Source organism: Thiocapsa rosea (assembly GCF_003634315.1).
Classification (GTDB): domain Bacteria; phylum Pseudomonadota; class Gammaproteobacteria; order Chromatiales; family Chromatiaceae; genus Thiocapsa; species Thiocapsa rosea.
The window spans coordinates 3,151,136-3,177,067 of record NZ_RBXL01000001.1; the positions used below are offsets into that span (position 1 = coordinate 3,151,136).

A 25,932-nucleotide genomic window follows, 5' to 3' on the forward strand; every position below is an offset into this window, starting at 1 on the left:
TTGTCAGACGGTGTTCCTAGGTGATTTCCGGAAAAGGATCTACCGGAAGAGCCGCAACCAGGACCAGTGGTCGAACGGTCTACTCGTTGTCGTTATCGTTATCGTTGTCGTTGTCGTTGTCGTTGTCGTTGTCGTAATCGTCCGGAATCCGATTACGACAACGACAACGACGACGAAAAATTCTGCGACGCTGAATTCTGCGACGCTTTGCTCAAGACTGACGGCATCAAGGACTCGATGCCTTCCAGTCGCTCGCTGTCGGGATGACTATTCCCGGAAATCACCCTAAACCGCGTCCAGAGCGAGACGCTCACGTTCGCGTGAGTTCGACGTTTGGTGTGTCTACGGCCCTTAGCGGGGACGCGGTTTAAAATCATATACTTTTTAATCCCTTAAACCGCGCCGTCTCCAGCGGTCGTCAAAACGACCGGGGCCGATCCCATCCAAAAACATCGCATACCGCACCGGGCGCGGTTTAAGTCAAAGTATATGAGTAGAAACTGAAATCTTATATCGTGGCTTCACGCGAGTGTGCTAGGTAGTCTTACGGAACCGAAGGTATCTCGATGAAGCGCGGTCGCTCGCAGTGAGTTGACAGGTCACTTCGCGCGTGCATTGATCCCGCGAACGATTGCAAGGAGTCACCGATGAACTCTGATCCACAAGCATCGAGACATGCCTCTCCAACGGAGTTTTCCTCCGAGCCCTCGCAACCGCCCTCGCATGCCGAGGAGAGCGATGCACCTGCCGAGCCCTCGGGCGGTGAGCACGAGAACCCCGCCGACCGGGATGCCGAGTCCGAGAACGAGGTCTTCCCGATTGTCGGGATCGGGGCCTCGGCCGGCGGACTCGATGCCTTTCGTCGCCTGCTGCACCATCTGCCGACGCGCACCGGCATGGCCTTCGTGCTCATTCAGCATCTGGATCCGGCACATCCCAGTCTCCTGGTCGATCTGCTGGTCGCGGCGACCCGGATGCCGGTGCGCGAGGCCGTGGACGGCGAGCCGGTCGAGCCCGATCATGTCTATGTCATCCCGCCGAATTGCTCGCTCGGGCTGCATCATCGGCGGCTGCTCGTCTTGGCGCGTCAAGAGGATCGGGGGCTGCACCTGCCCGTGGACGGCTTCCTGCAAACCCTGGCGGACGACTTGGGCCCGAAGGCCATCGGTGTGGTCCTGTCCGGGACCGGCTCGGACGGGACGCACGGGCTGAAGGCGATCAAGGCGGCCGGCGGAATGACCTTCGCCCAGGACCGACAGAGCGCGGAGCACTACGGGATGCCGGGCAGCGCGATCGCCGCCGGCTGTGTCGACCTGGTGATGGCGCCGCCGGAGATGGCGTGCGAGCTTGCACGCATCGCGCGTCACCCGTATCTGCGCCAGCCCACGCGCACGATTGCGGAGCTGCCGGGCGGCAACGAAGAGGATCTCGGCAAGATCTTCATGCTGTTGCGCATGCACACCGGAAACGACTTCAGCTTCTACAAGCGCGACACCATCCTACGGCGGATCAAGCGGCGCATGGCCGTGCATCGGATCAACCGGCTTGCCGAGTACGTGCGCTATCTCCAATCCGAGCCCGAGGAGGTCGCGAAACTGTTCGACGACCTACTCATCAGCGTCACCGGGTTCTTTCGCGAGCCCGAGGCGTACGACGCCCTGCGCGAGAAGGTCTTTCCGGTCCTCTTCGCGGAGCTGCACGCCGAGCACCCGGTGCGCGTCTGGGTGCCCGGCTGCGCCACCGGCGAGGAGGCCTATTCGATCGCCATCGCCATGATCGACTATCTCGGCGACCGGGCGGTCGGGGCGCGCATCCAGATCTTCGGGACCGATATCGACGCGAAGGCGATCGACAAGGCCCGCGCCGGTCTCTTCGCCGATCAGCTCGTCGCGCACCTGGCACCCGAGCAGCTCAAGCGCTTCTTCGTCAAGGCCGCCGGCGGCTACGAGGTCGTCAAACAGGTGCGCGATCTGTGCATCTTCGCGGTGCAGAACCTGGTGAAGGATCCGCCCTTCTCCAGGTTGGATCTGGTGTCCTGCCGCAACCTCATGATCTACTTCGGGCCGCCTTTGCAGAAGCAGGCCCTGCAGATCTTCCACTATGCCTTGGAGCCGAATCGGTTTCTGATGTTGGGGTCCTCCGAGTCCATCGGGGCACGGGCCGACCTCTTCGCGCTGCTCGACCAGAGGAGCAAGATCTATACAAAAAAATCCAACGTGCCCCGGCTCGACCTCGCCGGCCCCGTGCTGATGCCGCGACCCTTTCAAGCGCCGGGCGACGACCCCGTCGCCCCCGCTGCGCCGGGTCGGCTCGAGCCGATCGATCTCGCCGAAGCGACCGATCGGATGATCCTCAAACACTACGGGCCGCCGGGTGTGGTGGTGTCGAGCGACCTGGATATCCTGCTGTTCCGCGGCGAGACCGGCCGCTATCTGGATCCGATCCCGGGTGCGGCCACCCTGAATCTGCTCAAGCTGGCGCGTCGCGAGCTTGTGGTCGAGCTGCGCGCGGCCATCCGGGAGGCGTGTACCAGCGGCGCGCCCGTGGGCAAGAGCCGCGTCTGGTATCGGCGCAACGGCACCGATGCCTGGGTCGGTCTGCGGGTGCTGCCGATCGACGACGGCGGGCCACCCGATCGGTTGTTGGTGCTGTTCGACGAGACAGAGACTACCGAGCCGCGTGCCGGCGTGGTGCCCGGCGCGACGAGCGAGCCCCCGATGCCGGTGGACGAGCGCATCGTCGCGCTGGAGCGCGAGCTGACCTCCACGCGGGACTATCTTCAATCGATCATCACGGAACAGGAGCGCAACAACGAGCAGCTCAGGTCCGCGAACGAGGAGATCCAGTCCGCCAACGAGGAGCTGCAGAGCACCGTCGAGGAGCTGGAGACGGCCAAGGAGGAGTTCCAATCGACCAACGAGGAGCTGGCGACGGTCAACTGCGAGCTGGAGAGTCGCAACCAAGAGCTGGCGAAGGCCAACAGCGATCTCGGTAATCTGCTCGTCAGCGTCCATCTCCCCGTGCTGATCCTGGGGCCGGACCTGCGCATCCGCCAGTTCACGCCGCAGGCCGAGCCGCTCTTGAATCTGATCTCCTCGGATCTCGGCCGGCCCATCGGCAACATCAAGCCGAATATCGATATTCCCGATCTCGAGCGCCGGGTACAGGCGGTCATCGATCAGGTGACACCCCAGGCGCTGGAGCTTCAGGACAAGGACGGCCATTGGTACTCGGTGCGGATTCGTCCCTACAAGTCCGCGGAGAACCGCATCGAGGGCGCGGTCGTCGTCTTCGTCGACGCCGACGAGGTGAAGACCTCCGAGGCTCGCCTGCGCAGTGCATTGGAGCAGGTGCAACGTCTCGCGGTCCTGGTGAAGGATGCCGACGATGCCATGACGGTGCAGGGCTTCGACGGGTCCATCCGCGCCTGGAATCCGGCGGCCGAGCGGATCTACGGTTATCCCGAGAGCGATGCCCTGGCGATGTCGATCGAGCGCCTCATCCCGCCCGAGGCGATGTCGCTCTATCGGACCATGATCGAGCGGCTGCGACGCGGCGAGCGCGTCGAGCCGTTCCAGAGCGAGCGTCTGCACGCGAACGGCAGTCGTATTCGCGTGCTGATTCATCCCATCGCACTGCTGGACGCCCGCGGGATCCCCTACGCGCTTGCGACCACCGAACGGCCCGTAGGCAAGATCGACAGCTAGTTGGAGCAGTGCAGAGGTTCCGAGACCGTCCGAGATCGTTGTCGTTGTCGTTGTCGACAATCGATCCGATTACGACAACGACAACGACAACGACAACGACAACGAGAAACATAACGACAGCAAACGGTTTCGCTCGTCCACTCTACCGGCCGGTCGAAAGGACGGGGCCGGGACGCGGCATTCCGGTTTCCGTCCCACGGTTTTCGGGCGCTGCGGCGACCTTTGTGGTTAAATCCCGCGCCATGTTCCATCCCATCGCCATCTACATCGGTCTTCGCTACACGCGCGCGAAACGCCGTAATCATTTCATCTCCTTCATCTCCGGCACCTCGATGGTGGGCATCACGCTCGGCATCGTGGCGCTGATCGTGGTGCTCTCGGTGATGAACGGTTTCCACAAAGAGATCCAGGCTCGGATTCTGAGCATGGCCTCGCATGCCACGCTCGCCGATCCCTACGGGGGAGGTATCGAGGATTGGCGCGACGTCCTGGAGCGGGTACGCGCCCATCCGAACGTCGTCGGCGCCGCACCCTTCGTCGAGGTCCAAGGGATGCTGGTCAACGGCTCGCAGGTGAGCGGCGCCCTGATCCGCGGCATCGTTCCGACGGAGGAAGACCAGGTCGCGGAGCTGCGGCGGGATATGGTCGCGGGCTCGGTGGACGATCTCGTCGACGGCGAGTTTCGGATCATCCTCGGACAGGATCTGGCAAACTTCCTGGGCGTGGTTCCCGGCGACAAGGTCACGGTCGTCACGCCTCAGGTGAGCGCAACACCGGTCGGGATCATGCCGCGGCTCAAACGCTTCACCGTGAGCGGCGTCTTCTCGGTCGGCATGGCGGACTACGATCGCAATGCCGCCTTTATGCAGATGGACGACGCGGCCAAGCTGCTGAGCCTGGGCGATGCGGTCTCGGGCGTGCGCCTGAAGCTGACCGACATGTGGCTGGCGCCGCGACTCTCGCGCGATATCGCCTACGAGCTTGGCGGGGTCTACCGCGTCTTGGACTGGACCCAGGTCCACAGTAACTTCTTCAGCGCACTGGCGATGGAGAAGCGGATGATGAGCATCATCCTTTTCCTGATCGTGGCCGTGGCCGCCTTCAACATCGTCTCGACCCTGGTGATGGTCGTCACCGACAAGCAGGCCGATATCGCGGTGCTGCGCACGCTCGGTGCTTCGCCCGCCCGCATCATGGGGATCTTCATGGTGCAGGGCACGGCGATCGGTCTGGTCGGGACCCTGATCGGGATGGTAGCGGGCGTGATCCTCGCACTGAATGTCGAGACCGTCGTCGCCGGGATCGAGGGGCTCTTCGGCGTTCATTTCCTGGATCCGACCATCTATTACATCAGCGCGCTACCCTCGGACGTGCATCTCGAAGACGTGCTCTTCGTCGGCGGTGCGGCCTTCCTGATGTCCGTGCTCGCGACCATCTATCCCGCTTGGCGCGCAGCCGCGACCCAACCGGCCGAGGCCCTGCGTTATGAGTGATCTCGTGCCCGTGCTGGAGGTTAAGGGCCTGTCGAAGACCTTCCGTCAGGGTCCGCTGGAGGTCGATGTGTTGCGCGACGTGGATTTTCGCGTCGGCGCCGGCGAGCGGATCGCGATCGTCGGGGCCTCGGGCTCGGGCAAGAGCACCCTGCTGCATTGTGTCGGCGGACTGGAGCGCCCGAGCAGCGGGAGCCTGCGCTGGCTCGGTCAGGAGGTCAACCGACTCTCCGAAGCCAAGCGCGGCCTGCTGCGCAACCGCCATCTCGGCTTTGTCTATCAGTTCCATCATCTGCTCGCCGAGTTCACCGCGCTCGAGAACGTCGCCATGCCGCTGCTCATCGGCGGCAGCCGCCCGGCCGAGGCGCGCGATCGCGCGGCGGCCTTGCTCGATCGCGTGGGCCTCGGAAGCCGCGCCCGGCACAAGCCGGGCGAGATGTCGGGCGGCGAGCGTCAGCGTGCAGCCGTCGCGCGCGCCTTGGTCACCCATCCGGCCTGTCTTCTGGCGGACGAACCCACCGGAAACCTCGATCGGGTCACCGCCGGCCGTGTCTTCGACCTGATGCTGGAGCTCAATGTCGCGATCGGCACCAGTCTGGTCATCGTCACGCACGACCAAGAGTTGGCCGCGCGCATGGATCAGGTCTGGCGATTGGACGACGGGCAGTTGTCGCGCGACACTGACGCCCGGTAGCGTTCCCGTCGCTCGCGGATCCGGCGCATCAGGCGCCAGCGCCAGATCGTCTGGATGGTCAGATAACCGAGTCCGGAGCAGATGATCGCGCAGGCCAGACTGCCGAGCATCAACGGCCAAATCACCGCGATCCAGTGGCGCCAGTCCAGCCAGTACTTCAGCTCGAAATGACCGGGCTCGATGCCGAGCATCCAGCAGCCCAGGCGGTAGGCGAAATAGAACATCGGCGGAATGGTGATCGGATTGGAGATCCAGCACACCACCACCGAGATCGGCAGGTTCACACGCAGGACGATGGCTGCCCAAGCGGCGATCAGCGACTGGCCGAGCGGCGGCAAAAACATCACGAACAGACCGATTGCAGTGGCGCCCGAGACCGAGTGACGGTTCAGGTGCCAAAGGTTGGGGTCATGCAGGAGCTTGCCGAAGACGCCGAAATGGCGATTGGTCCGGAAGGTGCCGGCCGCAGGTAGGTTTCGCTTGAGCCATCGTTTCACGCCGCAAGTCCGTTGGATCTTACGCCACAGGCGCCACAGGGACAGGCCGCGGAGTATAAACCAGTCATGGAAAGATGCTGTGATCCGTGGTGTCGGGTCCGGCGCAGGCCCTCGAACGGCGATGGCGAACCCCCTGCGGTGCTTCGACAATGACCCGGAGCACGACCGCTGGCGGTCTCGCATTCGCCTCCGGCGTTGCCGTTGTTTACCTGCTGCCCGGGCTTCCGCCGCTTGCCCCGACAGGACTCGTCGTGGTCGCCCTCGGTCTCGCCGCGTGGCGTTGGCGCCCGCTTCGATGGCCCTTCTGGCTCCTGCTCGGTGCCTTCTGGGCGCACTGGAATGCCTGCCTGCTGCTTTGCTCGCCCTTTCCGGATGACCTGGCCCGTGCGCCCCTGGTCTTGGAAGGGCGCATCGCCTCGATCCCGACCGATTCGGGTCTGGCCCGGCGATTCCTGTTCGAGGTGGAGCGCGCCCGGCATGAGGGCGAGCGCATCCCCTTCACCGGCCTGGTCCGACTCTCCTGGTACGACGGTGCGCCGCCCTTGCGCGCCGGAGAGCAGTGGCGACTGCCCGTGAGGCTCAAGCCCCGGCACGGTCTGGCCAATCCGGGCACCTTCGACTTCGAGCGCTGGCTGTTCGAGCAGGGTGTGCAGGCCACGGGCAATCTGCGTCGGGGCGAGCCGCCGGAGCGGCTCGATGCGGGTGCAGGCCGCTATTGGCTCGACCGTCGGCGACAGGCGCTGTCCGAGCATCTCGCCCGGGTCTTGGACGGCGCACCGGCCCTGCCGCTCTTACAGGCCCTGGTGATCGGCGATCGCTCGGGATTCGATCAGGACGACTGGGAGGTGCTGACGCGCACCGGGACCAACCATCTGGTGGCGATCTCGGGGTTGCATGTCGGCTTGATCGCCGGTGCGGTCTTCGTTCTGGTGCGCTGGCTTTGGTCGCGCAGTGCCGGTCTCACGGCCGCGTTTGCCGCACCGCGCGCGGCGGCGGTCGGCGGGATGATCGCCGCGCTCGGCTATGCGGGATTGGCGGGCTTCGCGGTCTCGACCCAACGCGCGCTCGTCATGATCGCCGTGGTCTTCGCGGCGCTCCTCTGGCAGCGGACGCTTCGACCCTACCATGCCCTCGTCATCGCTCTGGTCGGGGTGCTGCTGGTTGATCCGGGGGCTGTTTTGTCGCCCGGTTTCTGGCTGTCGTTCGGCGCCGTGGCGGTGCTCTTGTTCAGTCTCGGCCACCGTCTGCCGAGCCGCGATCTGTGGACGCGCTGGGGTCGCGCCCAGTGGGCCGTCGGGATCGGTCTCTTGCCGCTGCTGTTTCTGCTCTTCGGGCGGGCCTCGCTCATTGCGCCGCCGGTGAATCTGGTGGCCGTGCCGCTCTTCAGTCTGATCCTGCTACCGCTGGTTTTGGTCACCAGTCTGCTGAGCCTCGTTCCCGGACTCGGCGCGGTCTCCGGGTGGCCGTTGCAGTGGACAGCGCATCTGCTCGGGTGGTGTCTGGACGGGCTTGCCTGGATCGCGGCCTTACCATGGGCCGCGATGATGCTGCCCGAGCGTTCGCTCTGGGTCTGGCTGGCCGCAGGCGCCGGTGCTGCGCTGATGCTCGCGCCGCGCGGACTTCCGGGGCGCTGGCTCGGTCTGCTGCTCGTGGTTCCGATGTTCGTCCTGCGCACACCCCAGCCGAGCGACGGCGAGGCGTGGTTTACGCTGCTGGACGTCGGCCTTGGCCTGTCCGCCGTGGTGCGCACCCGCGAGGGCACGCTCGTCTACGATACGGGTCCCGGGTTTCCGAGCGGCTTCGATACGGGCAGCGCGGTGATTGTGCCCTTTCTGGCGGCACAAGGGGTGCGCCGGATCGAGCGTCTGGTCGTCAGCCATGCCGACCGCGATCACGCCGGTGGTCTGGCCGGTTTGGCCAAACGGGTCCCGATCGATCGGATCGACAGCGGAGAGCCGGCGCGTCTGGGTGTGCCGGGTGTCGTGCCCTGCCGGACAGGGGAGGGCTGGGACTGGTCCGGTGTGACGTTTCGGTTCATCCACCCGCCCGATGCAGAGCTCCGCGGCAACGACGCCTCCTGCGTGCTGCGTATGGAGACCGGGGGGCGCTCGATCCTCCTCACCGGCGACATCCAGGCCAGGGTCGAGCGCCGCCTGGCCCGCGACTGGGGGGATGCGCTCGCCAGCGATGTGCTCGTCGCCGGTCACCACGGCAGCGCGACCTCGACGCATCCGGAGTTTTTGGACGCGGTCGCGCCCGGGCTTGTCCTCTACGCCGCGGGGTACGCCAACCATTTCGGCTTCCCCGTCGCCGAGGTGCGCGAGCGGGTCTCGGCGCGCGGCATCCCGGCACTCGACACGGGTCTCGTCGGCGCCATCGAGCTGCGGCTCGGGCTGGACGGCACCATCGAAGGTCCCCGGACATGGCGCGAGCGCGCCGGCCGATTCTGGACCCATCGCGCGGACGGATACCCGAACAACTGAGCCGCGTCGAGACCTGTGTTCGCGGATGCCGACGAAGCCGGTTTCCGAAACCTCTCACGGAGCCACGGAGACGCGGAGCGCACGAAGGACAGATCTCGGATTCTCCGTGCCCTCCGCGTCTCCGTGAGAGTCATTTCGAGCTGGCCCCCGGGTGCCGAGGTTCACTGATTGGCAGCAAGCGATTCATCCGGATCGGTTATACACTGACGCCTTTTCGGCGAGGAGACGAGGGATACATGGCGAAATATCAGGTCTACGGCATCGGCAACGCGTTGGTGGATATGGAATACGAGGTGGACGCGACGGATCTCGGCATCCTGGGGATCGACAAGGGTGTCATGACCCTGGTCGACGAGGCGCAGCAATCGGCCATTATGTCGCATCTCAAGCATCACCAACCGCGTCGCGGGTCGGGCGGATCGGCCGCGAACTCGGTCATTGCGCTCAGCCAGCTCGGCGGGAAAGCCTTCTACTCCTGCAAGGTGGCCGACGACGAGCTGGGTCATTTCTACATGGACGATCTGGTCCGAGGCGGTGTCGACACCAACAACCACACCCGCAAGGACGAGGGACACACCGGGCGTTGCGTCGTCCTGGTCACGCCGGACAGCGATCGCACCATGTGCACCTTCCTGGGGGTCAGCGGCGCCCTGTCCGTCGGGGAGCTGGTCGAGGACGCGCTGCGCGATTCGGAGTGGTTCTACACGGAGGGCTATCTGGTGACCTCGGATGCTGCTCGGGAGGCGTCCATCATCGCGAAGGGGATCGCCGACGCGGCGGGGGTGAAGACCGCCATCTCGTTGTCCGATCCGAACATGGTGAAGTTCTTCAAGTCCGGCCTACTCGAGATGATCGGCTCCGGGGTGGATCTGCTCTTCGCCAACGCGTTCGAGGCGATGGGCATGGCCGGCAGCGAGGACCTCGGTGTCGCGGTGGAGTATCTCAAGGGCATCAGCCGGACCTTCGCCATCACGCGCGGGCCGGACGGTGCTTTGGTCTGGGACGGCGAGCGCCTGATCGAGATCGCGCCGATCAAGGTCAAGGCCGTGGACACGGTCGGTGCGGGGGACATGTTCGCGGGCGCCTTCCTCTACGGTCTCGGGCAAGGCTGGGATTACGCGCGGGCAGGCAATCTCGCTTCCGCGGCTTCGGCGAAGCTGGTGACGAGTCTCGGCCCGAGGATCTCCGCCGACGAGACGCAAGCGATCTTGAGACGGTTCGACAGCTGATCGGTCCTTTTTGAATCTGCGGAGCGGTCGGCAGTTCGAGTCGGTCGGTCGGGGCTAGCATTCGGCTAAAGGATCCTGCTCAGCGTACGAACTTGCTCCAGGGGAGGGTTATCCGCGGACCTGTCGATCGAGAGATCCGCGGCGGTTCGTCATCGACCCGCGGATTTGGAATGATGACCTTGAAGACCGCTGCTCGACCCGCGCCCGGTTTGCCGTCGGGGATGACCCTGTCTATCGCGGTCGGCGAGCCTGTCTCGTCGGGTCATCTCGAGTCTGCGAGCAGCGTGCTGGCGACCCTGCCGTCGGTCGGGGCGCGGATCTCACCCGCGAAGCTGACCGAGATGCTGGAAGCCTTGCTGGCGTGCGATTTGGACGCCGCCGCACGACTGCGAATCCTGCATGCCTGGAAGACACCCTTGCTGGATGCCTGCGAGCACCTCGGCGAGGAGACGGGCGCGCGAACCGGCGGACCCGGATCGCTATTCGAGGGGCGTCTCTATCGGCTGATGTTCCGCAACCTTGCGGCGGCCATCGAGCAGGCCGCAGATCGCCAACGCGCTCCGGACGCCGATTTGAACGCCTGGGCGGTCCGTAACCTGTTCCATTTCTTTCAGCATCAGATCCGACATGCCGCGCGCCTGCAGATCCCGCTTCCCGCCGGATCTTGGCGCGATCTTCATGCCCTGTCGGTGCGGCTCGTCGTGAGCACCAGGTATCTGCGAGCGCCCGAGGGTTCGAGGGAGGCCGGTCTCGACGTCGCACATCAGGGTGTGAAGTCGATCGAGCTGAGATACAAAGAGGTCCTTTTGCTCGGACTCATCGCGCAAGTTTTCGTGACCGCGATCCGGGATCACCTGCAGGGGCTGCGCACTTGGGCGGTCGAAACCCGCTTGGAAAACCCATTCGGTCTGACCGGTCAGCGCGGACTATGGCTGGTGGATCTCGCCGACGACGCCCCGCCATGCGAGTGCACCGGGCCATTGAGCCCTGATTTTCGCGGTTGGGTCTTGTTCCCGCCCGAGGATTTTGTGCGCATGCTCGACTCCGCCCGCCTGTCGGAAGCCTTCGCTCGCGACCGGGGTGTTTGCCCGTCTACCTGTTAAACCGCGCCCAGAGCGACATGCGTCATTTTCATGTTGCGTTTGGCTTCGGAGATGTCCTCGATCTCGGTGAGACGCGGTTTAAACATTCAATATTTTTCAATATTTTAAACCGCGCCCACGCCGACGCTCGTCGGAGCCGGCGCGGCCACGCCAATCCAACAAACGACGCATACTGCACCGGGCGCGGTTTAGGAAGGGTTCGAAAACACGTCAAACACCTCGACAAAAGAGTACCGTTCCCACGCTTGTCGATGTTCTCGTTGTCGTTGTCGTAATCGTAATCGTAATCGGATTCCGCACGACAACGACAACGACAACGACAACGAAAAACTCTGCGACGGTTTGTTCAAGACGGACGGCATCAGGGACTCGATGCCTTCCAGGCACTCGCAGTCGGGATGACTATTCCCGGAAATCACCGTATTTCGAGCACCGCGGGTCGATCGGATATCCGCAGCTCGGCGCCGACTCCGTATAGAATCGCAACCAAGCATTCCTTAGGTTGAAGCGATTCCCTTCCTGACCCATGACGACTCTCCTCGCGATCGATACCTCGGGCGACGCCTGCTCGGCGGCCCTGCTCTCGGGCGAGCGCATCGAGCAGGTGCTCGAAACCGCTCCGCGTCGACACGGCGAACTGATCCTGGGCATGATGCAGCAGGTGCTGGAGACTGCCGGGACGCGTCTCGACGCACTGGACGCGATCGCCTTCGCACGCGGCCCCGGTTCCTTCACGGGGGTGCGGATCGCGGTCGCCGTCGCGCAGGGGGCCGCGTTCGGCGCCGGGTTGCCGCTCGTGCCGGTCTCGACCTTGGCGGCGATCGCGCAGGGGGCGTTTCGCCGCAGCGGTGAACGGCGTCTCCTGGTGGCACTGGATGCGCGGATGGGCGAGGTCTACTGGGGATGTTTCCAGATCGACGACCGCGGCTTGGCCGTGGCCCGCTGCGAGGAGCGGGTGTGCCCGCCGGAGGCGGTCGAGGCACCGGACGGCGAGGGATGGTTCGGTGTCGGGCCGGGCTGGTCCGTTTACGGTGCCGAGCTTGCCGCGCGAACCGGTGTGGCCCCGAATGCCGCTGCCGGCGAGGCGATCTGCGAGGCTCGGGATCTCGCCGTGCTCGGCGCCGCTGCCCTTGCCGCGGGACATGCGGTGCCGCCCGAGTTGGCGGCACCTGTCTATCTGCGGGATCGCGTTACGCGGGACGGCTGAAGGTCTGGCCGTGGACCCGTTGACGTTCCTGATCGTGCCGACAGTGGCGCTTGAGACAACTAAGGACATAGTGCAGCAGCGTTGCGCCGACGGCGAGGAAGACCGCCGCGCCGGCGGCTAGCCTGAGCGTCGGCTCGACCTGGGAGAGCCCCAGCACGAGCCAGGTGATAAAGGCCAGAACGCTGGAAATCAGCATGACCATGACGAAGGGCAACGGGGAGCGACTGCATTTCGGGCACAGCTTCATGGGTTGGACTCGTTCGAATAGGGTTCAGTGGGGTGTCCTTGTTGTTCTCGGTCTTCGGCCGTCTACATCCCTTTTCTTCCTGGCGGATTCTTTTCTTGCTGCCACTTAGACATGTCTTTTCGCTCGATCGCATTGAGGTTTGTCAATTTGAAGGCTTGGCTTGCCGTTTTCCAGGCTGCCTCACGGGTCGGTTTCGATGACTGACGTCGCCTCTGCGCGTCGACTGTTGCTCGATGTCCTTGCCGCGGCCCTGCGCGCGGTGGACGGGCGTACGGTCGTCGAGCAGGCGCTCGCCGCGCGACCCTTGGACGGTCCGGTGTGGATCTGTGCGATCGGCAAGGCCGCGCAGTCCATGGCGCTGGGTGCCTGCGATGCACTGGGTCCGCGAATTGCCGGCGGCCTGCTGATCACCAAGCCGGGTCATCTGGATCCCGCGGTCTTCGCCGGGGTCGAGATCGAATGCCTGCTCGGCGGTCATCCCGTGCCGGATGCGGGAAGTCTGGCGGCCGGCCGGCGTTTGCTCTGCGCGCTTGGCGAGATGTCGCCGCAGACCGAGGTACTCGTCCTCCTCTCCGGCGGGGCCTCGAGTCTGGTCGAGGTCCCGACCGCCGGGTTGGATCTGGCCGATCTGCGGTGCATGAACCAATGGCTGCTCGGCAGCGGCCTGCCGATCGACGCGGTGAATCGGGTGCGCAAGTCGGTCTCTCGGATCAAGGGCGGTGGGCTGCTGGGCGCCCTCGGCGACCGGCCGTCCCGTGTGTTGGCGATCTCGGATGTGCCGGGGGATGATCCGGGCGTGATCGGCTCCGGGTTGCTGGTTCCCGAGGTCGGTTTGGCCGAGGCAATTGCGGCGCTTGATCTGCCGAAATGGCTCTCGGCTTGGGTCGAGCGCGGGCTGGCGGAGCGGGGTCCGCTGCCGGCGCGCAGTCCGCGCATTGAGCTGGTCGCGACGCTGGACACCGCCAAGTCCGCTGCGGCCGACGCCGGGCGTCGTGCGGGTGTCGCGGTCCGGCTCGATCCGCAGCCGGTCGACGGCGATGCCGGGCTTGCCGGTCGACGACTTGCGCGTGCCTTGCTGGACGGCCCGCCGGGCCTCTCGATTGCGGGCGGGGAGACGACGCTGCGTCTGCCGGATTCGCCCGGGCGGGGCGGTCGCAATCAACATCTTGCGCTAGCCGCGGCGATCGAGCTTGCCGGTCAATCCGATGCCGCCTTGTTGAGCGCGGGGACCGACGGAACCGATGGCCCGACCGACGACGCCGGGGCCTTGGTCGACGGCGCTACACTGGAGCGCATCCGGGACGCCGGCCTCGACGCCGCGGACGGGCTGCAACGCGCGGATTCAGGCACCCTGCTCGAAGCGAGCGGCGACCTGATCCGCACCGGACCGACGGGGACCAACGTGATGGATCTGATTTTGGGGTGGCGCGGATGACGCATGTGCACGGCAATCTCTTCGATGCGGCAGCCGCCTGTCTCGGCGAGCCGGATCCGGCCCGCAAGCAGGCCGCGACACAGATGGCGGCCGAGCACTGGCGGTCCGGGTGTCTACGTGCGGATGCCGTCGACGCGGCCCCCGTCCGGGATCTGCCCGGGCGTCCGGAGCGGCCCGAGCTGGTTCCGCCGCGTGCGCTCAAGGCACGCAAGCTCACGAGCCGCGAGGGCCGTGCGGCCATGATCCACGCCGTCGCGCATATCGAGTTCAACGCCATCAACCTCGCCTGGGATGCGGTACAGCGTTTCCGCGCGATGCCGACGGAGTTTTATGACGACTGGATCCAGGTCGCGGCCGAAGAGGCCGAGCACTTCGGCCTGATGCGCAGCCGACTTCGGGATCTCGGATACGACTACGGCGATTTCCCCGCCCATGACGGTCTCTGGGAGATGGCGCGCGCGACCGCCCACGACCCCTTGGTGCGCATGGCCTTGGTTCCGCGCGTCCTGGAAGCGCGCGGTCTGGATGTGACGCCCGGGATGATCGCGCGCTTCGAGGCGGCGGGAGACCCGGAAACGGCGGCCTGTCTGGGGGTCATCCTGCGCGAGGAGGTCGGCCATGTGGCTGTCGGCTCGTGTTGGTTCAAACGGCTGTGCGAGGAGCGCGGACTCGACCCCGGTCCGCTCTATTTCGATCTTCTGGGAGAGTACATGCGCGCCGAGGTCCGCTGTCCGCTCAACCTCCCGGCCCGTCGCGAGGCCGGCTTCGACGAGGTCGAGCTCGATCGTCTGCAGGCGCTGTGTCGGGCGGGAGACAAGCCGTAGGGTGGACAAGCGCAGCGCAGTCCACCGAACCCCGCGCCGGCGCTGGTGGACTGCGCTGCGCTTGTCCACCCTACCGCGCTTGTCCACCCGATCGGGTCTGGAATCGTCCGGCCCGCCACAACGCTATCCATTTGATGAACAAAAAAAGCTGGCGGCCGGCGGCTGGAAGCTGGAGGCTTTCCCCGGACTGACGGATCTCCAACGAGAGGAACTGGCATGGCACGTATCAAGCTCGAATTTCCCAATCCCGAGGGGCACACGCTGGTCGGCCTGCTCGAGACCCCTCCGGATCGCGTGCCGACGGCCCGTTACGCCCTCTTCGCGCACTGCTTTACCTGCAGCAAAGACATCGCCGCCGCAACCCGCATCAGTCGGGCCTTGGCCGCGCGCGGGATCGCCGTGCTGCGCTTCGACTTCACCGGGCTCGGCAACAGCGACGGCGATTTCGCCAACACCAATTTTTCATCGAACGTCGCCGACCTGCTCGCCGCGGCGCGCAAGCTGGAGGAGGAGTACGAGGCCCCGGCGCTGCTGATCGGACACAGTTTGGGCGGTGCGGCGGTGCTGGCGGCGGTGCATGCGCTTCCGTCCGTCGAGGCAGTGGTGACGATCGCATCCCCGGCGACCGCCTCGCATGTCCAGCACCTCCTCAGCGGGGCGCGCGGCCAGTTGGAGGAGACGGGCGAGGCCGAGGTGCAGATCGGGCAGCGGCGCTTCCGCATCCGCAAGCAGCTGCTCGACGACCTGGATCAATACGCCTCGGCGGACCACATCCGCCACCTCAACCGCGCCCTTCTGGTCTTCCATTCGCCGCTCGACACCATCGTCTCCATCGGGGAGGCCGGCAAGATCTTCCAGGCGGCGCGGCATCCCAAGAGCTTCATCTCGCTCGACAAGGCCGACCATATGCTCGCCAATCGCGAAGATGCCGAGTATGTCGCCGAAACCCTGGTTGCTTGGGCGAGCCGCTATCTTGGGCTCGGCAAGCACGGCTTCGAGCAGAGCATCGGGACCGCTCCTCGCGTGGCCGAGAAAGAGGTCCTGGTCACCGAACTCGATACCCGTTTCCAGCGCGGGCTCTACACCCATCGCCATCAATGGCTAGCCGACGAGCCCAAGTCGGTCGGCGGCTCGGATCTGGGTCCTACACCCTACGATCTGCTCTTGATGTCGCTCGGCGCCTGCATCTCCATGACGGTGCGGACCTACGCCAGGCACCAGGGGCTTGCGTTGGACGACGTCGAGGTCCGTCTGAGCCAAGAGCGGGTTCACGGCACGGACTGCCGCAGCTGTGAGCACGAGGGCGACCACGCGGCCGATCACGCGAGCAGGCTCGAGCGCGTCGAGGTGCATCTGAACATCCTCGGCGCCTTGACGGCCGAGGAGCGCACTCGCCTGCTCGAGATCGCCGCACGAAGCCCGGTCTATCGCACGCTTGCCGCTTGTACGCAGGTGCGGATCGGGTTCGAGGAGGAGCCGCCGGCCCCCTGAGCGGAGGCTCAAGCCGAGGCACGAGGTTCGACCGAACGAACGCCGTTGAAGAGGCGGCCGCGCCCGCGTAGCATCCCGCCCGCTCCGTCGCTCGCCTTTGGCTCGCAAGCGCCGGACTCAACCTCAGCGGCTCGAAGGCAAACCGGAACCTCGACATGAAACAGATCGAACGATTTCTGGAATTGGTGATCTTCAGCAGCCGTTGGCTGCTTGCGCCCTTCTATCTGGGGCTGGTCTTGGCCATCGCGCTCCTGCTGGTCAAGTTCGTCAAGGAGTTCATCCATTTCGTCCCGCTCGTCTTCACCGCCGAGGCCGGCGAGGTGATTATCGGGCTGCTCTCCCTGATCGACGTCGTGATGATCGCCAACCTCGTGCTCATTATCGTGCTCGCCGGCTACGAGAACTTCGTCTCCCGAATCGATACCGGGAATCATGAGGATCGTCCCAACTGGATGGGGCATGTCGGCTTCGCCGAGCTGAAGATGAAGCTCATCGGCTCCATCGTCGCCATCTCCGGCATCGAGCTCCTCAAGGCATTCATGTACGTTGATCGCCTGACGAACGAGGAGCTGGCCTGGAAGGTCGGCATCCACATGACCTTCGTCGTCTCCGGGCTTTTGTTTGCGATGATGGACCGGATCTCGGCCGATAAGGCGAGCAATCGCGGAGACGATCATTGATCGATCTAAACCGCTTCGATCACCCAACCTGTCGGATGCGGTAAGCCCGCGAACCGCATTGCGCTCCGGCGGGCTAGAAGGTCCGATGTGAACGCGTTCGGCGGGGAACGAAAGACGTCGATGGCAACTCGCAAACCCTTTACCCGAGATGAAATCGTGCTTTGCATTTACGCGGCGCGATATGGTATCGCCGAGATCGGAGGTATCGAGACTATTCATGCGCTGCAGTCACGCAGTCGCTCGTCGATCAGCATGAAGATTCAGAACATCGCCGCGATGTGCGACGACGCAGGGATCAGTCGAAATCCTACGCAACGCAGGCTGACGGGACGCCCGACCGGCGAGACCGGCAGGCGGACCAACTGGGCCGAACTGTCGCAATATGCCGGCGTTGATCGGCAAAGCCATCTGCTTGAGTGTCAGGCCATTATCGCAAAAGCATTTTCTTGGCCGGGGGAATTGACCGATAGCTCGACATTTTTCGAGGGTGCCAAACGCCGCGTGACGGTCAACGCCTACGAACGTGATCCTGCCGCTCGCCAATGTTGCATCGAACACTATGGGTGTTCTTGCGTCATTTGTCGGTTCGATTTCCTGGCGTCGTTCGGCCCGGTCGCGGAGGGCTTTATCCAAGTGCACCATCTCACACCCTTATCCGAGATAGGTGCCCGATATGCCGTGGACCCCATTACCGACCTTCGGCCTGTCTGCCCGAACTGTCATGCAATCATCCATCTCGGAGGATGTACACGCTCGATCGACGAGGTCCGTGAAATGCTGCAGTCGCGTGCTTCGGGTTAGATGCTCGAGGCCGGCTCTTGGAACTGGCCACCCGCTCTCCCGAGATACTCGTGACACCGCTCCGGCGGTGTCACGCCTCCCTTGGCGCTCCGCGCCACGTTGGCCGGAGTACGAACAACGCCGGCGCGAAGGTCCGTCGTGCGCCTCTCCCGACCGCTTTCCTCACCCCTCCGGCAGATAGCGGTAAAGATTCCAAGTGTGCAACGGGCGCGGGCAGGGCGCTTCCGCGCCTTCGCTCAGCGGCTGCCCGGCGCAATCGAAGAGCCTGCGGTGGAAATCGGCGCGAAATCCGGCGATGGCCGGCGGCGCGCCGAATCCGGAGACCAGCCAGAAGGGTGCGTCGACGGATTCCGGATCCAATCGCGGTGCGATCCGTCCCCGCAGGTACTCGGAAGGTCGGGTGAGGCCGGGCCATTGGGTCGTGATGCCTGCCGAGTCTGGCGCGTAAAAGCGCAGCATCGCCGTCGTCTGATACCGGTCGGCATAGACAGGCTCTTCGAGCGTACCGACAATCCCGGCCAACTCCCGAAACCCATGGGTCTCGCGCAGGACGCGATTCTGACTGTCGCCGAGCGGCAGTGCCGCAGTCGCCGCATGGATCGCATAGAGACTCAGAAGCAGCAGATTGGCCAGTGCGGCGGCGATGGCCCAGGGACGCAGATTGCGCAGCAGCAACGCCGCCAAGGGCGCTGCCGAGATCAAATAGACGGCGGGCCAATTCGGTTCCACCTCGCTGCCGGTCGCGACCAGGGCGAAGAAGCCCAAGGGGAAGAGTGTCGCTGCCCACAGCAGCGGCTTGGCGTGACGGGCGAGTGTCGCGGCTATCTCATGGCTCGGCCTGTTGACTCGTGCCCGGTTGATGAAAGGCGCAAGGAGTAGGGGGATCGCGATCAGTCCCCAAAACGCGAGCTGGGTCCCGAGATATCCCACGAGGCTGCCGAGGCGTTCACCGACCGATTGGGGGCCGAGGTGCTCGATGGCACCGGGCGCGCCGACCGGCAGCGCACCGACCTCGGTCGAGAATCCGTGGCCGAACTGAAAGCGCATGGTCAGCCACTCGTTCTGTTGATTCCAGAGGATGTTCGGCGCGAAGATCAGGAGGGCGACCAGTCCGCCGAGGTAAGGCCAGCGCGTGCGCAGTGCGCGCGGGTCGCTGAAGAGGATGGCCAAGAGCAGCACAGGCCCGATCAGGACCATGGTGTATTTCCCCAGCAGACCGAGACCGACGGCTGCTCCGGCGGTGAGCCAGCGTCGACGCTGGCCGGCAAGCGCGCGCTCGCTCTCGTGCAGGGCCAATGCCCATGCCAGACCCAACACCGTGTCGGGCGTGGTGATGACGCCGCCGGCGAATCCGGGAATGGTCGCGAAGACCAGTACCAGGGCCAAAGCCAGATCGCGCGGCGCCGTGAGGCCGCAGTTGCGGAAGAAGCGTGCAAGGATGAGCAGCGTCACTGCGCTTGCGATCAGTGTCCCCGCGCGTGCCGCGAATGCGGACCCCGGGGCGAACCAGGTGCCGATCCCGAGCAGCGCCACACCCGGCGGATGATCGAAATACCCCCAGGCGAGGCTATGTGCCCAGTCGAAGTAATACGCCTCGTCCTGCGTGACCGGCAGGATCGCGGCGACGCCCAGTCGCCAAGCGGTCATAGCCGCGATCAAGGCCAGCAACAGGCCCCACGCCTGACGGGGTGTATCGATGCCTCGGGTCGTTTCCATGGTCTCGTGACTCACTACGTTGTCTGACTCGGCGGATTCGGCGGCTCTGAATCCGGGCCGCGATCGGTCGAGGTGGCGGGGACGTGATCGCGTTAGAATAAGCGCTCTTCGGAGCCTGGGTCTGCCGTCTCGTCACCGTTAGGGCGTCCGCGTCCGCAGCCGCGGGCGGCAGTCTACTTCAAAGCCTTGCCCCGCACGTTCCTTCCCTCGACGAACCGAACCTCCGCCCATGGCCAACAGCATCTCGGATCAGCCGATGCCTCAACACCACTGCCGCCCGCCCGAGTTGGCCGTCATCGTCCCGACCTATCAAGAGGCGGACATGGTGGACGAGGTCGTCCGGCGGGTCGACGCGGTGCTGCAGGGGATCGCCTGGGAGCTGGTTTTCGTCGATGACGATTCGCCCGACGGGACCTCCGATCGGATCCGCGCGATTGCACGACAGGATCCGCGTGTCAGGCTGGTTCAGCGTATCGGCCGACGTGGGCTCTCGTCGGCCTGTATCGAAGGCATGATGTCGAGCGCCGCGCCCTTTCTGGCGGTGATGGACGGCGACCTCCAGCACGACGAGACCCTCTTGCCCAAGATGCTCGAGGTGATCAAGGCCGAGAACCTGGACATCGTGGTCGGCAGCCGCTACGTCTCCGGCGGGGGCATGGGAGACTGGAATGCCCGGCGCCAGTCCATGAGCCGGTTCGCGACCCGGATCGGCCAATACCTGATCCATGCAGACCTTCAGGACCCGATGAGCGGATTCTTTCTGGTGCGTGCATCGGTCGTCCAGGGGTGCGTGCGGCGTCTCAGCGGCGTCGGCTTCAAGATCCTGCTCGACATCTTCGCCGAAGCCGAGCAACCCCTGCGGTTTCGCGAGCTGCCCTTCACCTTTCGCGCGCGCGAGTCCGGCAGCAGCAAGCTCGACAACGCGGTTCTCTGGGAATACCTACTGATGCTCACCCAGAAGCTGATCGGCCCGGTCATCCCGGTGCGCTTCATCGCCTTCTCGGCGATCGGCGGCCTCGGTGTCTTCGTGCACATGGCCGTGCTCTGGCCCATGCTGACGCTTCTCGGCACTGGCGCCTTCCTGATCAGTCAGACCGCCGCGACGCTGGTCGCCATGACCAGCAACTTCTTCCTGAACAATATCCTGACTTACCGCGACATGCGCCTGCGCGGCCGGCAGTTGATCTGGGGCTGGCTCTCCTTCGTGGCCGCCTGCAGCGTCGGTGCGCTGGCCAATGTCGGCATCGCCAACTATCTCTTCCAAGGCGGGCACTCGGGCTGGTTCCTCTCGGCGCTCGCCGGGATCCTGGTCGGTGCGGTTTGGAACTATGCGGTGACCGCCGTTTATACCTGGAAGAGGCCGCGGGCGACCTAAACCGCGTCCAGAGCGAGATGCAGCCAGCCGTTGTCCGGCACCGCTCCTCATCCGGGGCTGGCAGTCATGGCTGGCGCGACGCTCGGCGGGGGAAAGATCAACGCGTCGGTCTCGAAGCCGGCCGCCCGGGCCTTGGCGATCAGATCCCTCAGGAGCTCGGCGGGCAGTTGCGGTTGCCGGGCCAGGATCCAGAAATACGCCCGCGTCGGCCCCGAGATCATCGCCCAGCGGTACTCCGGATCCAGCGCGAAGACGTGGTAACCGCCGTAGAAGGGGCCGAAGAAACTGACCTTGAGGCTGGCGATGTCCGGTGTGGACCGGAAGTAGGCGCGCCCCTCGGCGCTCTTCCAGACCTCCTTGGCGGGGTCGTAACCCCGGTTGAGCACGGCAAGACCCCCGTCTTCGCGCCGGCTGTAGGTGGCGGTCACCTGTTCCAGTCCGCGCTCGAAGCGGTGGTCCAGACGGGCGATCTCGTGCCAGGTGCCGAGGTAGCGCTCGGCGTCGAAGCCCCGCACCGGCGCGATGCCCTCCGGCACGCCGGTGCAGCCCCCCGTCAGCAGGATCGGGAGCAGGAGGAGAAGCGCGAGCAGTGACGGTCGAGGGTTCATCGCGGGTACCGGGTCGGGTGGATGTCGGCGTGGTTCGCTCGTTCGTCGAGGCATCATGGCCCGCTCGGACGCGCCTCTTTTGGCGAGACGGGCAGCGCCGGACCGCAGGGGGTGCCCGGCGCGGCGGACGCGCTCAGGGCATCGCGCGCTACCGATCCCGCATCGCGCCGAGGATATACGAGACGCCAGGCGAAACCGCGTCCCTGCCAAGGGCTGCGGATGCTCCAAAGGTCGAACTCACTCGAATCGGCGCTCATCCCATCTCCCGATCGGCAAGACAAACGCGGTTTCTGCCACCGGCCTTGGCCGCGTAGAGTGCATCGTCGGCGCGCTTGATCCAGGCATCGTCGCTTTCGTGAAGCCGGTATTCGGCCACGCCGACACTCACGGTGACCGTGCCGACCTCGGGGAAGACTCGGTCCGCCACCAATGACCGGAGCTTCTCCGCCGCATGCACCGCCTCGCGCGCCCCGCAGTGCGGCATCAGGATCACGAACTCCTCCCCGCCCCAACGGGCCAGGACGTCGACCTCGCGCAGATGGCCGCCGATCAGACGGGTCAATTCAATCAAGACCCGGTCGCCGACGAGATGGCCGTGGGTGTCGTTGATCGCCTTGAAGCAATCGAGATCGAGCAACAGCAGCGAGACCGGCACGTCGTAACGTGCAGCGCGTGCAATCTGCGCCGCGACCGCCTCCTCGAAATAGGCCCGGTTCCGGATGCCGGTGAGGCGGTCCGTGACGGCGACGCGTTGAAGCTCCGCATTGGCCTTGCGCAGCGCGCGATTCGCCGTTTCAGCCGCATCCCGCGCCTGGACCAGCTCCGCCTCAAAGCGTTTGCGCTCGCTCACGTCGGCGAAGGAGCAGATCAGTCGGTCGTCGAGAACCGTGCCGCCGATGACGACATCCTTGACCCGCCCGTCACGGCTCGTCACGCGAAACTCGTGCGGCGTCACCTGCCCCTGCTGCTCGGCCGCCAGGGCGATCGCCGCATTCCATCGGTCGAGCACGGCGCGGCGATACGCCTCCTCGGGATAGGCCCGCACGAACCAATCCGCGTGGGTGGGGATCTCCTGCGGCGTCCAGCCGAACAGCCGATCGAATGCGGTATTGCGGTAGAGAATCCGTTGGTCCGGCTCCAAGCTCGCCACCGCGATAGCGACCGGCAGATCCTGCAGCATCGTGCGGATGCGCTCCTCGCTACGCTTTGCCGCGCTCTCGCCCCGTTTCACGGCGGTGATGTCCCGCGACACCCCGAGCAACTCCACCGGGATCCCGTCCGCGCTGTACACCGGCAAGACGTGGACATCGCACCAGATGGTCGAGCCGTCCTTGCAGCGATATTCCAGCTCGTTGCGCGCCCGCTCCGGAGGGCGTCCGGTTTGAAGCAAACCCTCCAAGCGCGAGAAGTAGTCCAACGTGATCGCCGCGGACGGCGGCGTCAGGATCTCCTCGAGCGGCTGCTGCATGGCCTCTTCCGGTGTGAAGCCGCGCAGTCGCTCCACCGACGGACTGACGTAGGTGATCCGACCGTCCAACGACATGGTCCAGATGACATCCGATGCGTTCTCCGCCAGCAGACGACAGCGTGACTCGCTGGCCTGCAGGCGCTCCTCGGCCTGTTGCCGCGCCTGCTCGCTCACGCTCGGCGTGTCGTGGGTCTCGTCCGGCGCATCCATCACAGTCTCCCCCCCCGCCATCTCCCGGGTCCGGGGAATCCGACACGAAGTCCCCTCCGCCCTCATGATTGTACCCGCGGTGCCGTCGGCTCCGGCACCCGGCAGGTCGCGACCGACGCCGTCGCCGCGCTCTCCGGCTGCGGCCGTCACGCCGCGTCCGGCGTAGTCCGCTCCGCCGATCGCAGCGGTCCGACAGGATCTGCTGGAGCCCGGCGAGCGGCGGACCGTGTGTCCTAAGAAAGGCGACCTCGTGTCCTCGCCGCAATGAGATGAAGAGGCCCGCGCGAGCCCATGACCGCGCGTCCTCACAGCCCCATGATCTCCCGCAGCTCCACGCTGCCGAGCACCTGACAGTAGATCATGTTGATGATCTCCAGCTCGCGCCGGTGCAGCTCGTCGGTGCCGGCCGCGCAGCCGTCCTCGACCACGATGACGTTGAAGCTCTCGTCGGCGAGACTGCGCACCGTGGAGGAAACGCATTGATCGGTGAAGATCCCGGTCAGCACGACGTTGCGGATACCCAGGTTCGCGAGGATCAGACGCAGGTTGGTCCCGGTCAAGGCACTGTCGGTGGTCTTGGTCACCACGATCTCACCGGGGTGCGGCGCCAGCTCCGGGACCAGTTGACTCGCCGCGCTGTCCTTGGGCAAGAGCAGGGCGTTCCAGCCCGGCTTCTTCTGGCTGAGCGAGCGGTCCCGCCCGTCCTCGAGTTGGCAGGCGATGCGCGCGTGGATCACGTCCATGCCCTTCGCGCGGAAGGCGTCCTGCAGGGCGCGGGTGGTCGGGATGACGATCTCGCGCATGCGCCGATGGAAGGGGAACCAGCGTGCGGCCTCGTCCGGGTCCGCCGGGATCTCCAGGTAGAGGTTCTGCACGTCGATGCACAGCAGCGCCGTCTCGGCGGGATCCAGCACCAGGTCCGCGGGCTCGGGCGCCTGCGCGTAGTAGAAGGAGCGGTAAGCGGTCTTCCAGCGCATCGGGGTTCTCCGGGTGACGGGATCGGCGGGCGGATCGCGCGGCAGAGCCGAGCACGGGCCGGCGGTCCGGCGGGCGGGCGGAGCCGATGATCCACGCACGCGTTGCTCCCGTCGAGAGCCCGATCGGCTCCACCGGCCACCGTCCCGGCATCGTCGCGCGCGTCGACGACGGCGAGGCGCGGAACCCGGCATGCGCCGAGAGCGCGACCACAACACATCAGGAGCAGCCAGCACATGTGGAATGCGGCATTTCACAGGAATCCAATGCACGCGCCACTCACCGAAGCCGCGAGCATCGTCTGAAGTTCCGGACGAGAACCCGGCACTGCCGCGCCGTCATCCGACAGCACTCTTCCGCGGCGCTCGATCTGCGACCATACCCCTCGAGCCCGTATCGCCGACGTCGCGCCATGCCCATCCGCCGCCCCCATCCGTTGCGCTTCCTCCTCGTGCCGCTCCTGCTCTCGGCCGCCCTGCTCGGCACCGGGTGCGAGGAGTCCCCCACGGGCCGAAAGCAGATCGCGCTGGTGCCGGATGCGCAGCGGTCAGCTTGCGGATGATCTCGCTTACGGCGTCTCGTGCCGTTTCGACCATGACCGTTGCTGTGCTGTCCATCTGGCGGCGGGCGGTCACCCTGGCCAGCACCCGCAAGGCTCCGAAGACCTCCGCCAAATCATGTACCATTGGGTCGTCGTGGCACTCGCGGCAGGTCGCCGCAGCAACCTCTAGGCATTCCGATCCCGCACCGCGCCCGGCCGGTGTCCGCGCGCCGTTGCTCACCCGAACCCGGATCTCCCGATGCCACCGCTTCTTCTCTTGCTCGCGGCGCTCTTCATCGCCACGCCCGGTCACGCCGAGGACGCCGACCTCGCCTCGCTGTTCGCCGCAGCCGGCGTCGACGGTACCCTCGTCATCGCCGACCTCGACGGCGATCCGGTGCATGTGCACAACGCCCCGCGTGCCGCGCAACGGTTCCCGACGGCCTCGACCTTCAAGATCCTCAACACCCTGATCGCCCTGGAGGAGGACGTCATCGCGGGACCCGATGCCCTGATTCCATGGAACGGGCGTCTGCACGACATGCCCGACTGGAATCGCGATCACACCCTCGCCAGTGCCTTTGCTGCGTCGTGCGTCTGGTGCTATCAGAGCCTGGCCCGACAGATCGGCGCCGAGCGCTACCGCAGCCACCTCGCGCGCGTGGGCTACGGCGAGCTGGCGGAGCCGATCGACGCCGTTGCCTTCTGGCTCGACGGCACCCTCACCATCAGTGCCTTGGAGCAGGTCGAATTCCTGCGTCGGGTGATTCTGCGCACCTTGCCGTATCGGGACTCCAGCCACGAGGGCCTGCGTCGGGTCATGCTCGCCGAGACGACCGAGCAGCACCGTCTGTTCGCGAAGACCGGTTGGGCCGCGCGTGCCACGCCGCAGATCGGCTGGTACGTCGGGTATGTCGAGACGCCCAAGGACACCTGGATCTTCGCCCTGAACATGGACACCCGCGGTGCTGCCGATCTGCCCTTGCGTCAGGCACTCGTCCGCGTAGGATTGCAGGCGAAGGGGATCACTGCATCGCCCGAGGCCGCGTCCGCCATCCAACGCATCGACTGATGCGCTGCTCGGGATTCGGCGCGTGAAGGAGAGCTGAACGTCCGGCGACGACCGGCGCCGTTTGCGGGATGATGGATGC

At 65.5% G+C, this 25,932-nt stretch carries 21 protein-coding genes; 15 read left to right on the plus strand and 6 right to left on the minus strand.

Translation table 11 applies throughout. From position 1 onward, the window contains the following. Positions 1-647: 647 nt before the first annotated feature. The 3 genes from BDD21_RS14125 to lolD all read left to right on the plus strand — a co-directional run bounded on the left by BDD21_RS14125 (position 648) and on the right by lolD (position 5,891). Entirely contained in the window at positions 648-3,707 is a 3,060-nt protein-coding gene (locus BDD21_RS14125; protein ID WP_120797689.1) for a chemotaxis protein CheB, read from the plus strand. Between the two features lie 242 nt (positions 3,708-3,949). Then, complete coding sequence (locus BDD21_RS14130; protein WP_120797690.1) at positions 3,950-5,200, plus strand: lipoprotein-releasing ABC transporter permease subunit; 1,251 nt, start codon at positions 3,950-3,952, stop codon at positions 5,198-5,200. Further along, positions 5,193-5,891, plus strand: a complete 699-nt coding sequence (gene lolD / locus BDD21_RS14135; protein WP_120797691.1) for a lipoprotein-releasing ABC transporter ATP-binding protein LolD — start codon at positions 5,193-5,195, stop codon at positions 5,889-5,891. Before BDD21_RS14130 ends, lolD begins: the two co-directional genes overlap by 8 nt. On the opposite strand, the gene BDD21_RS14140 is transcribed toward lolD, so the two are convergent. Then, a complete protein-coding gene (locus BDD21_RS14140; protein WP_120797692.1) occupies positions 5,837-6,388 on the minus strand; it encodes a DUF2062 domain-containing protein in 552 nt (183 codons plus the stop codon). The two genes, lolD and BDD21_RS14140, sit on opposite strands and share 55 nt — an antisense overlap. A gap of 149 nt (positions 6,389-6,537) precedes the next feature. Here BDD21_RS14140 and BDD21_RS14145 point away from each other — a divergent pair, with 149 nt between their 5' ends. The 4 genes from BDD21_RS14145 to tsaB all read left to right on the plus strand — a co-directional run bounded on the left by BDD21_RS14145 (position 6,538) and on the right by tsaB (position 12,410). Beyond that, positions 6,538-8,871 carry a DNA internalization-related competence protein ComEC/Rec2 gene (locus tag BDD21_RS14145; protein ID WP_120797693.1) on the plus strand — a complete coding sequence of 778 codons (2,334 nt, stop codon included), beginning with the start codon at positions 6,538-6,540 and terminating at the stop codon, positions 8,869-8,871. Positions 8,872-9,107: 236 nt separating this feature from the next. Further along, positions 9,108-10,100 (plus strand): adenosine kinase, encoded by a 993-nt coding sequence (locus BDD21_RS14150; RefSeq protein WP_120797694.1) that lies wholly within the window; start codon positions 9,108-9,110, stop codon positions 10,098-10,100. A 170-nt stretch (positions 10,101-10,270) separates the two neighbouring features. Then, a complete protein-coding gene (locus BDD21_RS14155) occupies positions 10,271-11,203 on the plus strand; it encodes a hypothetical protein (RefSeq protein WP_120797695.1) in 933 nt (310 codons plus the stop codon). 526 nt (positions 11,204-11,729) lie between these two features. Further along, positions 11,730-12,410, plus strand: coding sequence for a tRNA (adenosine(37)-N6)-threonylcarbamoyltransferase complex dimerization subunit type 1 TsaB (gene tsaB, locus BDD21_RS14160; RefSeq protein WP_120797696.1), 681 nt, complete (start codon positions 11,730-11,732; stop codon positions 12,408-12,410). Here the strand turns inward: tsaB and BDD21_RS14165 are convergent. Then, positions 12,394-12,657, minus strand: a complete 264-nt coding sequence (locus tag BDD21_RS14165; RefSeq protein WP_120797697.1) for a hypothetical protein — start codon at positions 12,655-12,657, stop codon at positions 12,394-12,396. The two genes, tsaB and BDD21_RS14165, sit on opposite strands and share 17 nt — an antisense overlap. Positions 12,658-12,853: 196 nt before the next feature. Here BDD21_RS14165 and BDD21_RS14170 point away from each other — a divergent pair, with 196 nt between their 5' ends. The 5 genes from BDD21_RS14170 (at position 12,854) to BDD21_RS14190 (ending at position 17,888) form a co-directional block, all read left to right on the plus strand. Next, a complete protein-coding gene (locus BDD21_RS14170) occupies positions 12,854-14,092 on the plus strand; it encodes a glycerate kinase type-2 family protein (protein WP_120797698.1) in 1,239 nt (412 codons plus the stop codon). Next, positions 14,089-14,916, plus strand: coding sequence for a ferritin-like domain-containing protein (locus tag BDD21_RS14175; RefSeq protein WP_120799931.1), 828 nt, complete (start codon positions 14,089-14,091; stop codon positions 14,914-14,916). Before BDD21_RS14170 ends, BDD21_RS14175 begins: the two co-directional genes overlap by 4 nt. A 216-nt stretch (positions 14,917-15,132) precedes the next feature. Further along, positions 15,133-16,407, plus strand: coding sequence for a bifunctional alpha/beta hydrolase/OsmC family protein (locus BDD21_RS14180; RefSeq protein WP_120797699.1), 1,275 nt, complete (start codon positions 15,133-15,135; stop codon positions 16,405-16,407). A 155-nt stretch (positions 16,408-16,562) separates the two neighbouring features. Next, on the plus strand, positions 16,563-17,087 hold the full coding sequence (locus tag BDD21_RS14185) for a TIGR00645 family protein (protein ID WP_120797700.1): 525 nt from the start codon (positions 16,563-16,565) through the stop codon (positions 17,085-17,087). Positions 17,088-17,207: 120 nt separating this feature from the next. After that, entirely contained in the window at positions 17,208-17,888 is a 681-nt protein-coding gene (locus BDD21_RS14190) for an HNH endonuclease (protein WP_120797701.1), read from the plus strand. 162 nt (positions 17,889-18,050) lie between these two features. Here BDD21_RS14190 and BDD21_RS14195 read toward each other — a convergent pair whose 3' ends face one another. Beyond that, positions 18,051-19,604 carry a glycosyltransferase family 39 protein gene (locus BDD21_RS14195; protein WP_120797702.1) on the minus strand — a complete coding sequence of 518 codons (1,554 nt, stop codon included), beginning with the start codon at positions 19,602-19,604 and terminating at the stop codon, positions 18,051-18,053. 229 nt (positions 19,605-19,833) lie between these two features. Here BDD21_RS14195 and BDD21_RS14200 point away from each other — a divergent pair, with 229 nt between their 5' ends. Next, positions 19,834-20,979, plus strand: a complete 1,146-nt coding sequence (locus BDD21_RS14200; protein WP_120797703.1) for a glycosyltransferase family 2 protein — start codon at positions 19,834-19,836, stop codon at positions 20,977-20,979. A 47-nt stretch (positions 20,980-21,026) separates the two neighbouring features. Here the strand turns inward: BDD21_RS14200 and BDD21_RS14205 are convergent, their stop codons facing one another. The 3 genes from BDD21_RS14205 to BDD21_RS14215 form a co-directional block, all read right to left on the minus strand. Continuing rightward, positions 21,027-21,587 (minus strand): lipocalin family protein, encoded by a 561-nt coding sequence (locus BDD21_RS14205; protein WP_120797704.1) that lies wholly within the window; start codon positions 21,585-21,587, stop codon positions 21,027-21,029. A gap of 253 nt (positions 21,588-21,840) precedes the next feature. Continuing rightward, the gene (locus BDD21_RS14210) at positions 21,841-23,265 is read right to left on the minus strand and encodes a sensor domain-containing diguanylate cyclase (RefSeq protein ID WP_170164757.1); all 1,425 of its coding nucleotides are present in this window, start codon (positions 23,263-23,265) and stop codon (positions 21,841-21,843) included. A gap of 305 nt (positions 23,266-23,570) precedes the next feature. Next, positions 23,571-24,242 (minus strand): cysteine hydrolase family protein, encoded by a 672-nt coding sequence (locus tag BDD21_RS14215; RefSeq protein WP_120797706.1) that lies wholly within the window; start codon positions 24,240-24,242, stop codon positions 23,571-23,573. An 86-nt stretch (positions 24,243-24,328) separates the two neighbouring features. On the opposite strand from BDD21_RS14215, the gene BDD21_RS28295 reads away from it, so the two are divergent. Next, positions 24,329-24,802 carry a hypothetical protein gene (locus BDD21_RS28295; protein WP_211335057.1) on the plus strand — a complete coding sequence of 158 codons (474 nt, stop codon included), beginning with the start codon at positions 24,329-24,331 and terminating at the stop codon, positions 24,800-24,802. A 238-nt stretch (positions 24,803-25,040) separates the two neighbouring features. After that, on the plus strand, positions 25,041-25,853 hold the full coding sequence (gene blaOXA / locus BDD21_RS14225) for a class D beta-lactamase (protein ID WP_120797707.1): 813 nt from the start codon (positions 25,041-25,043) through the stop codon (positions 25,851-25,853). Positions 25,854-25,932: the final 79 nt, after the last annotated feature.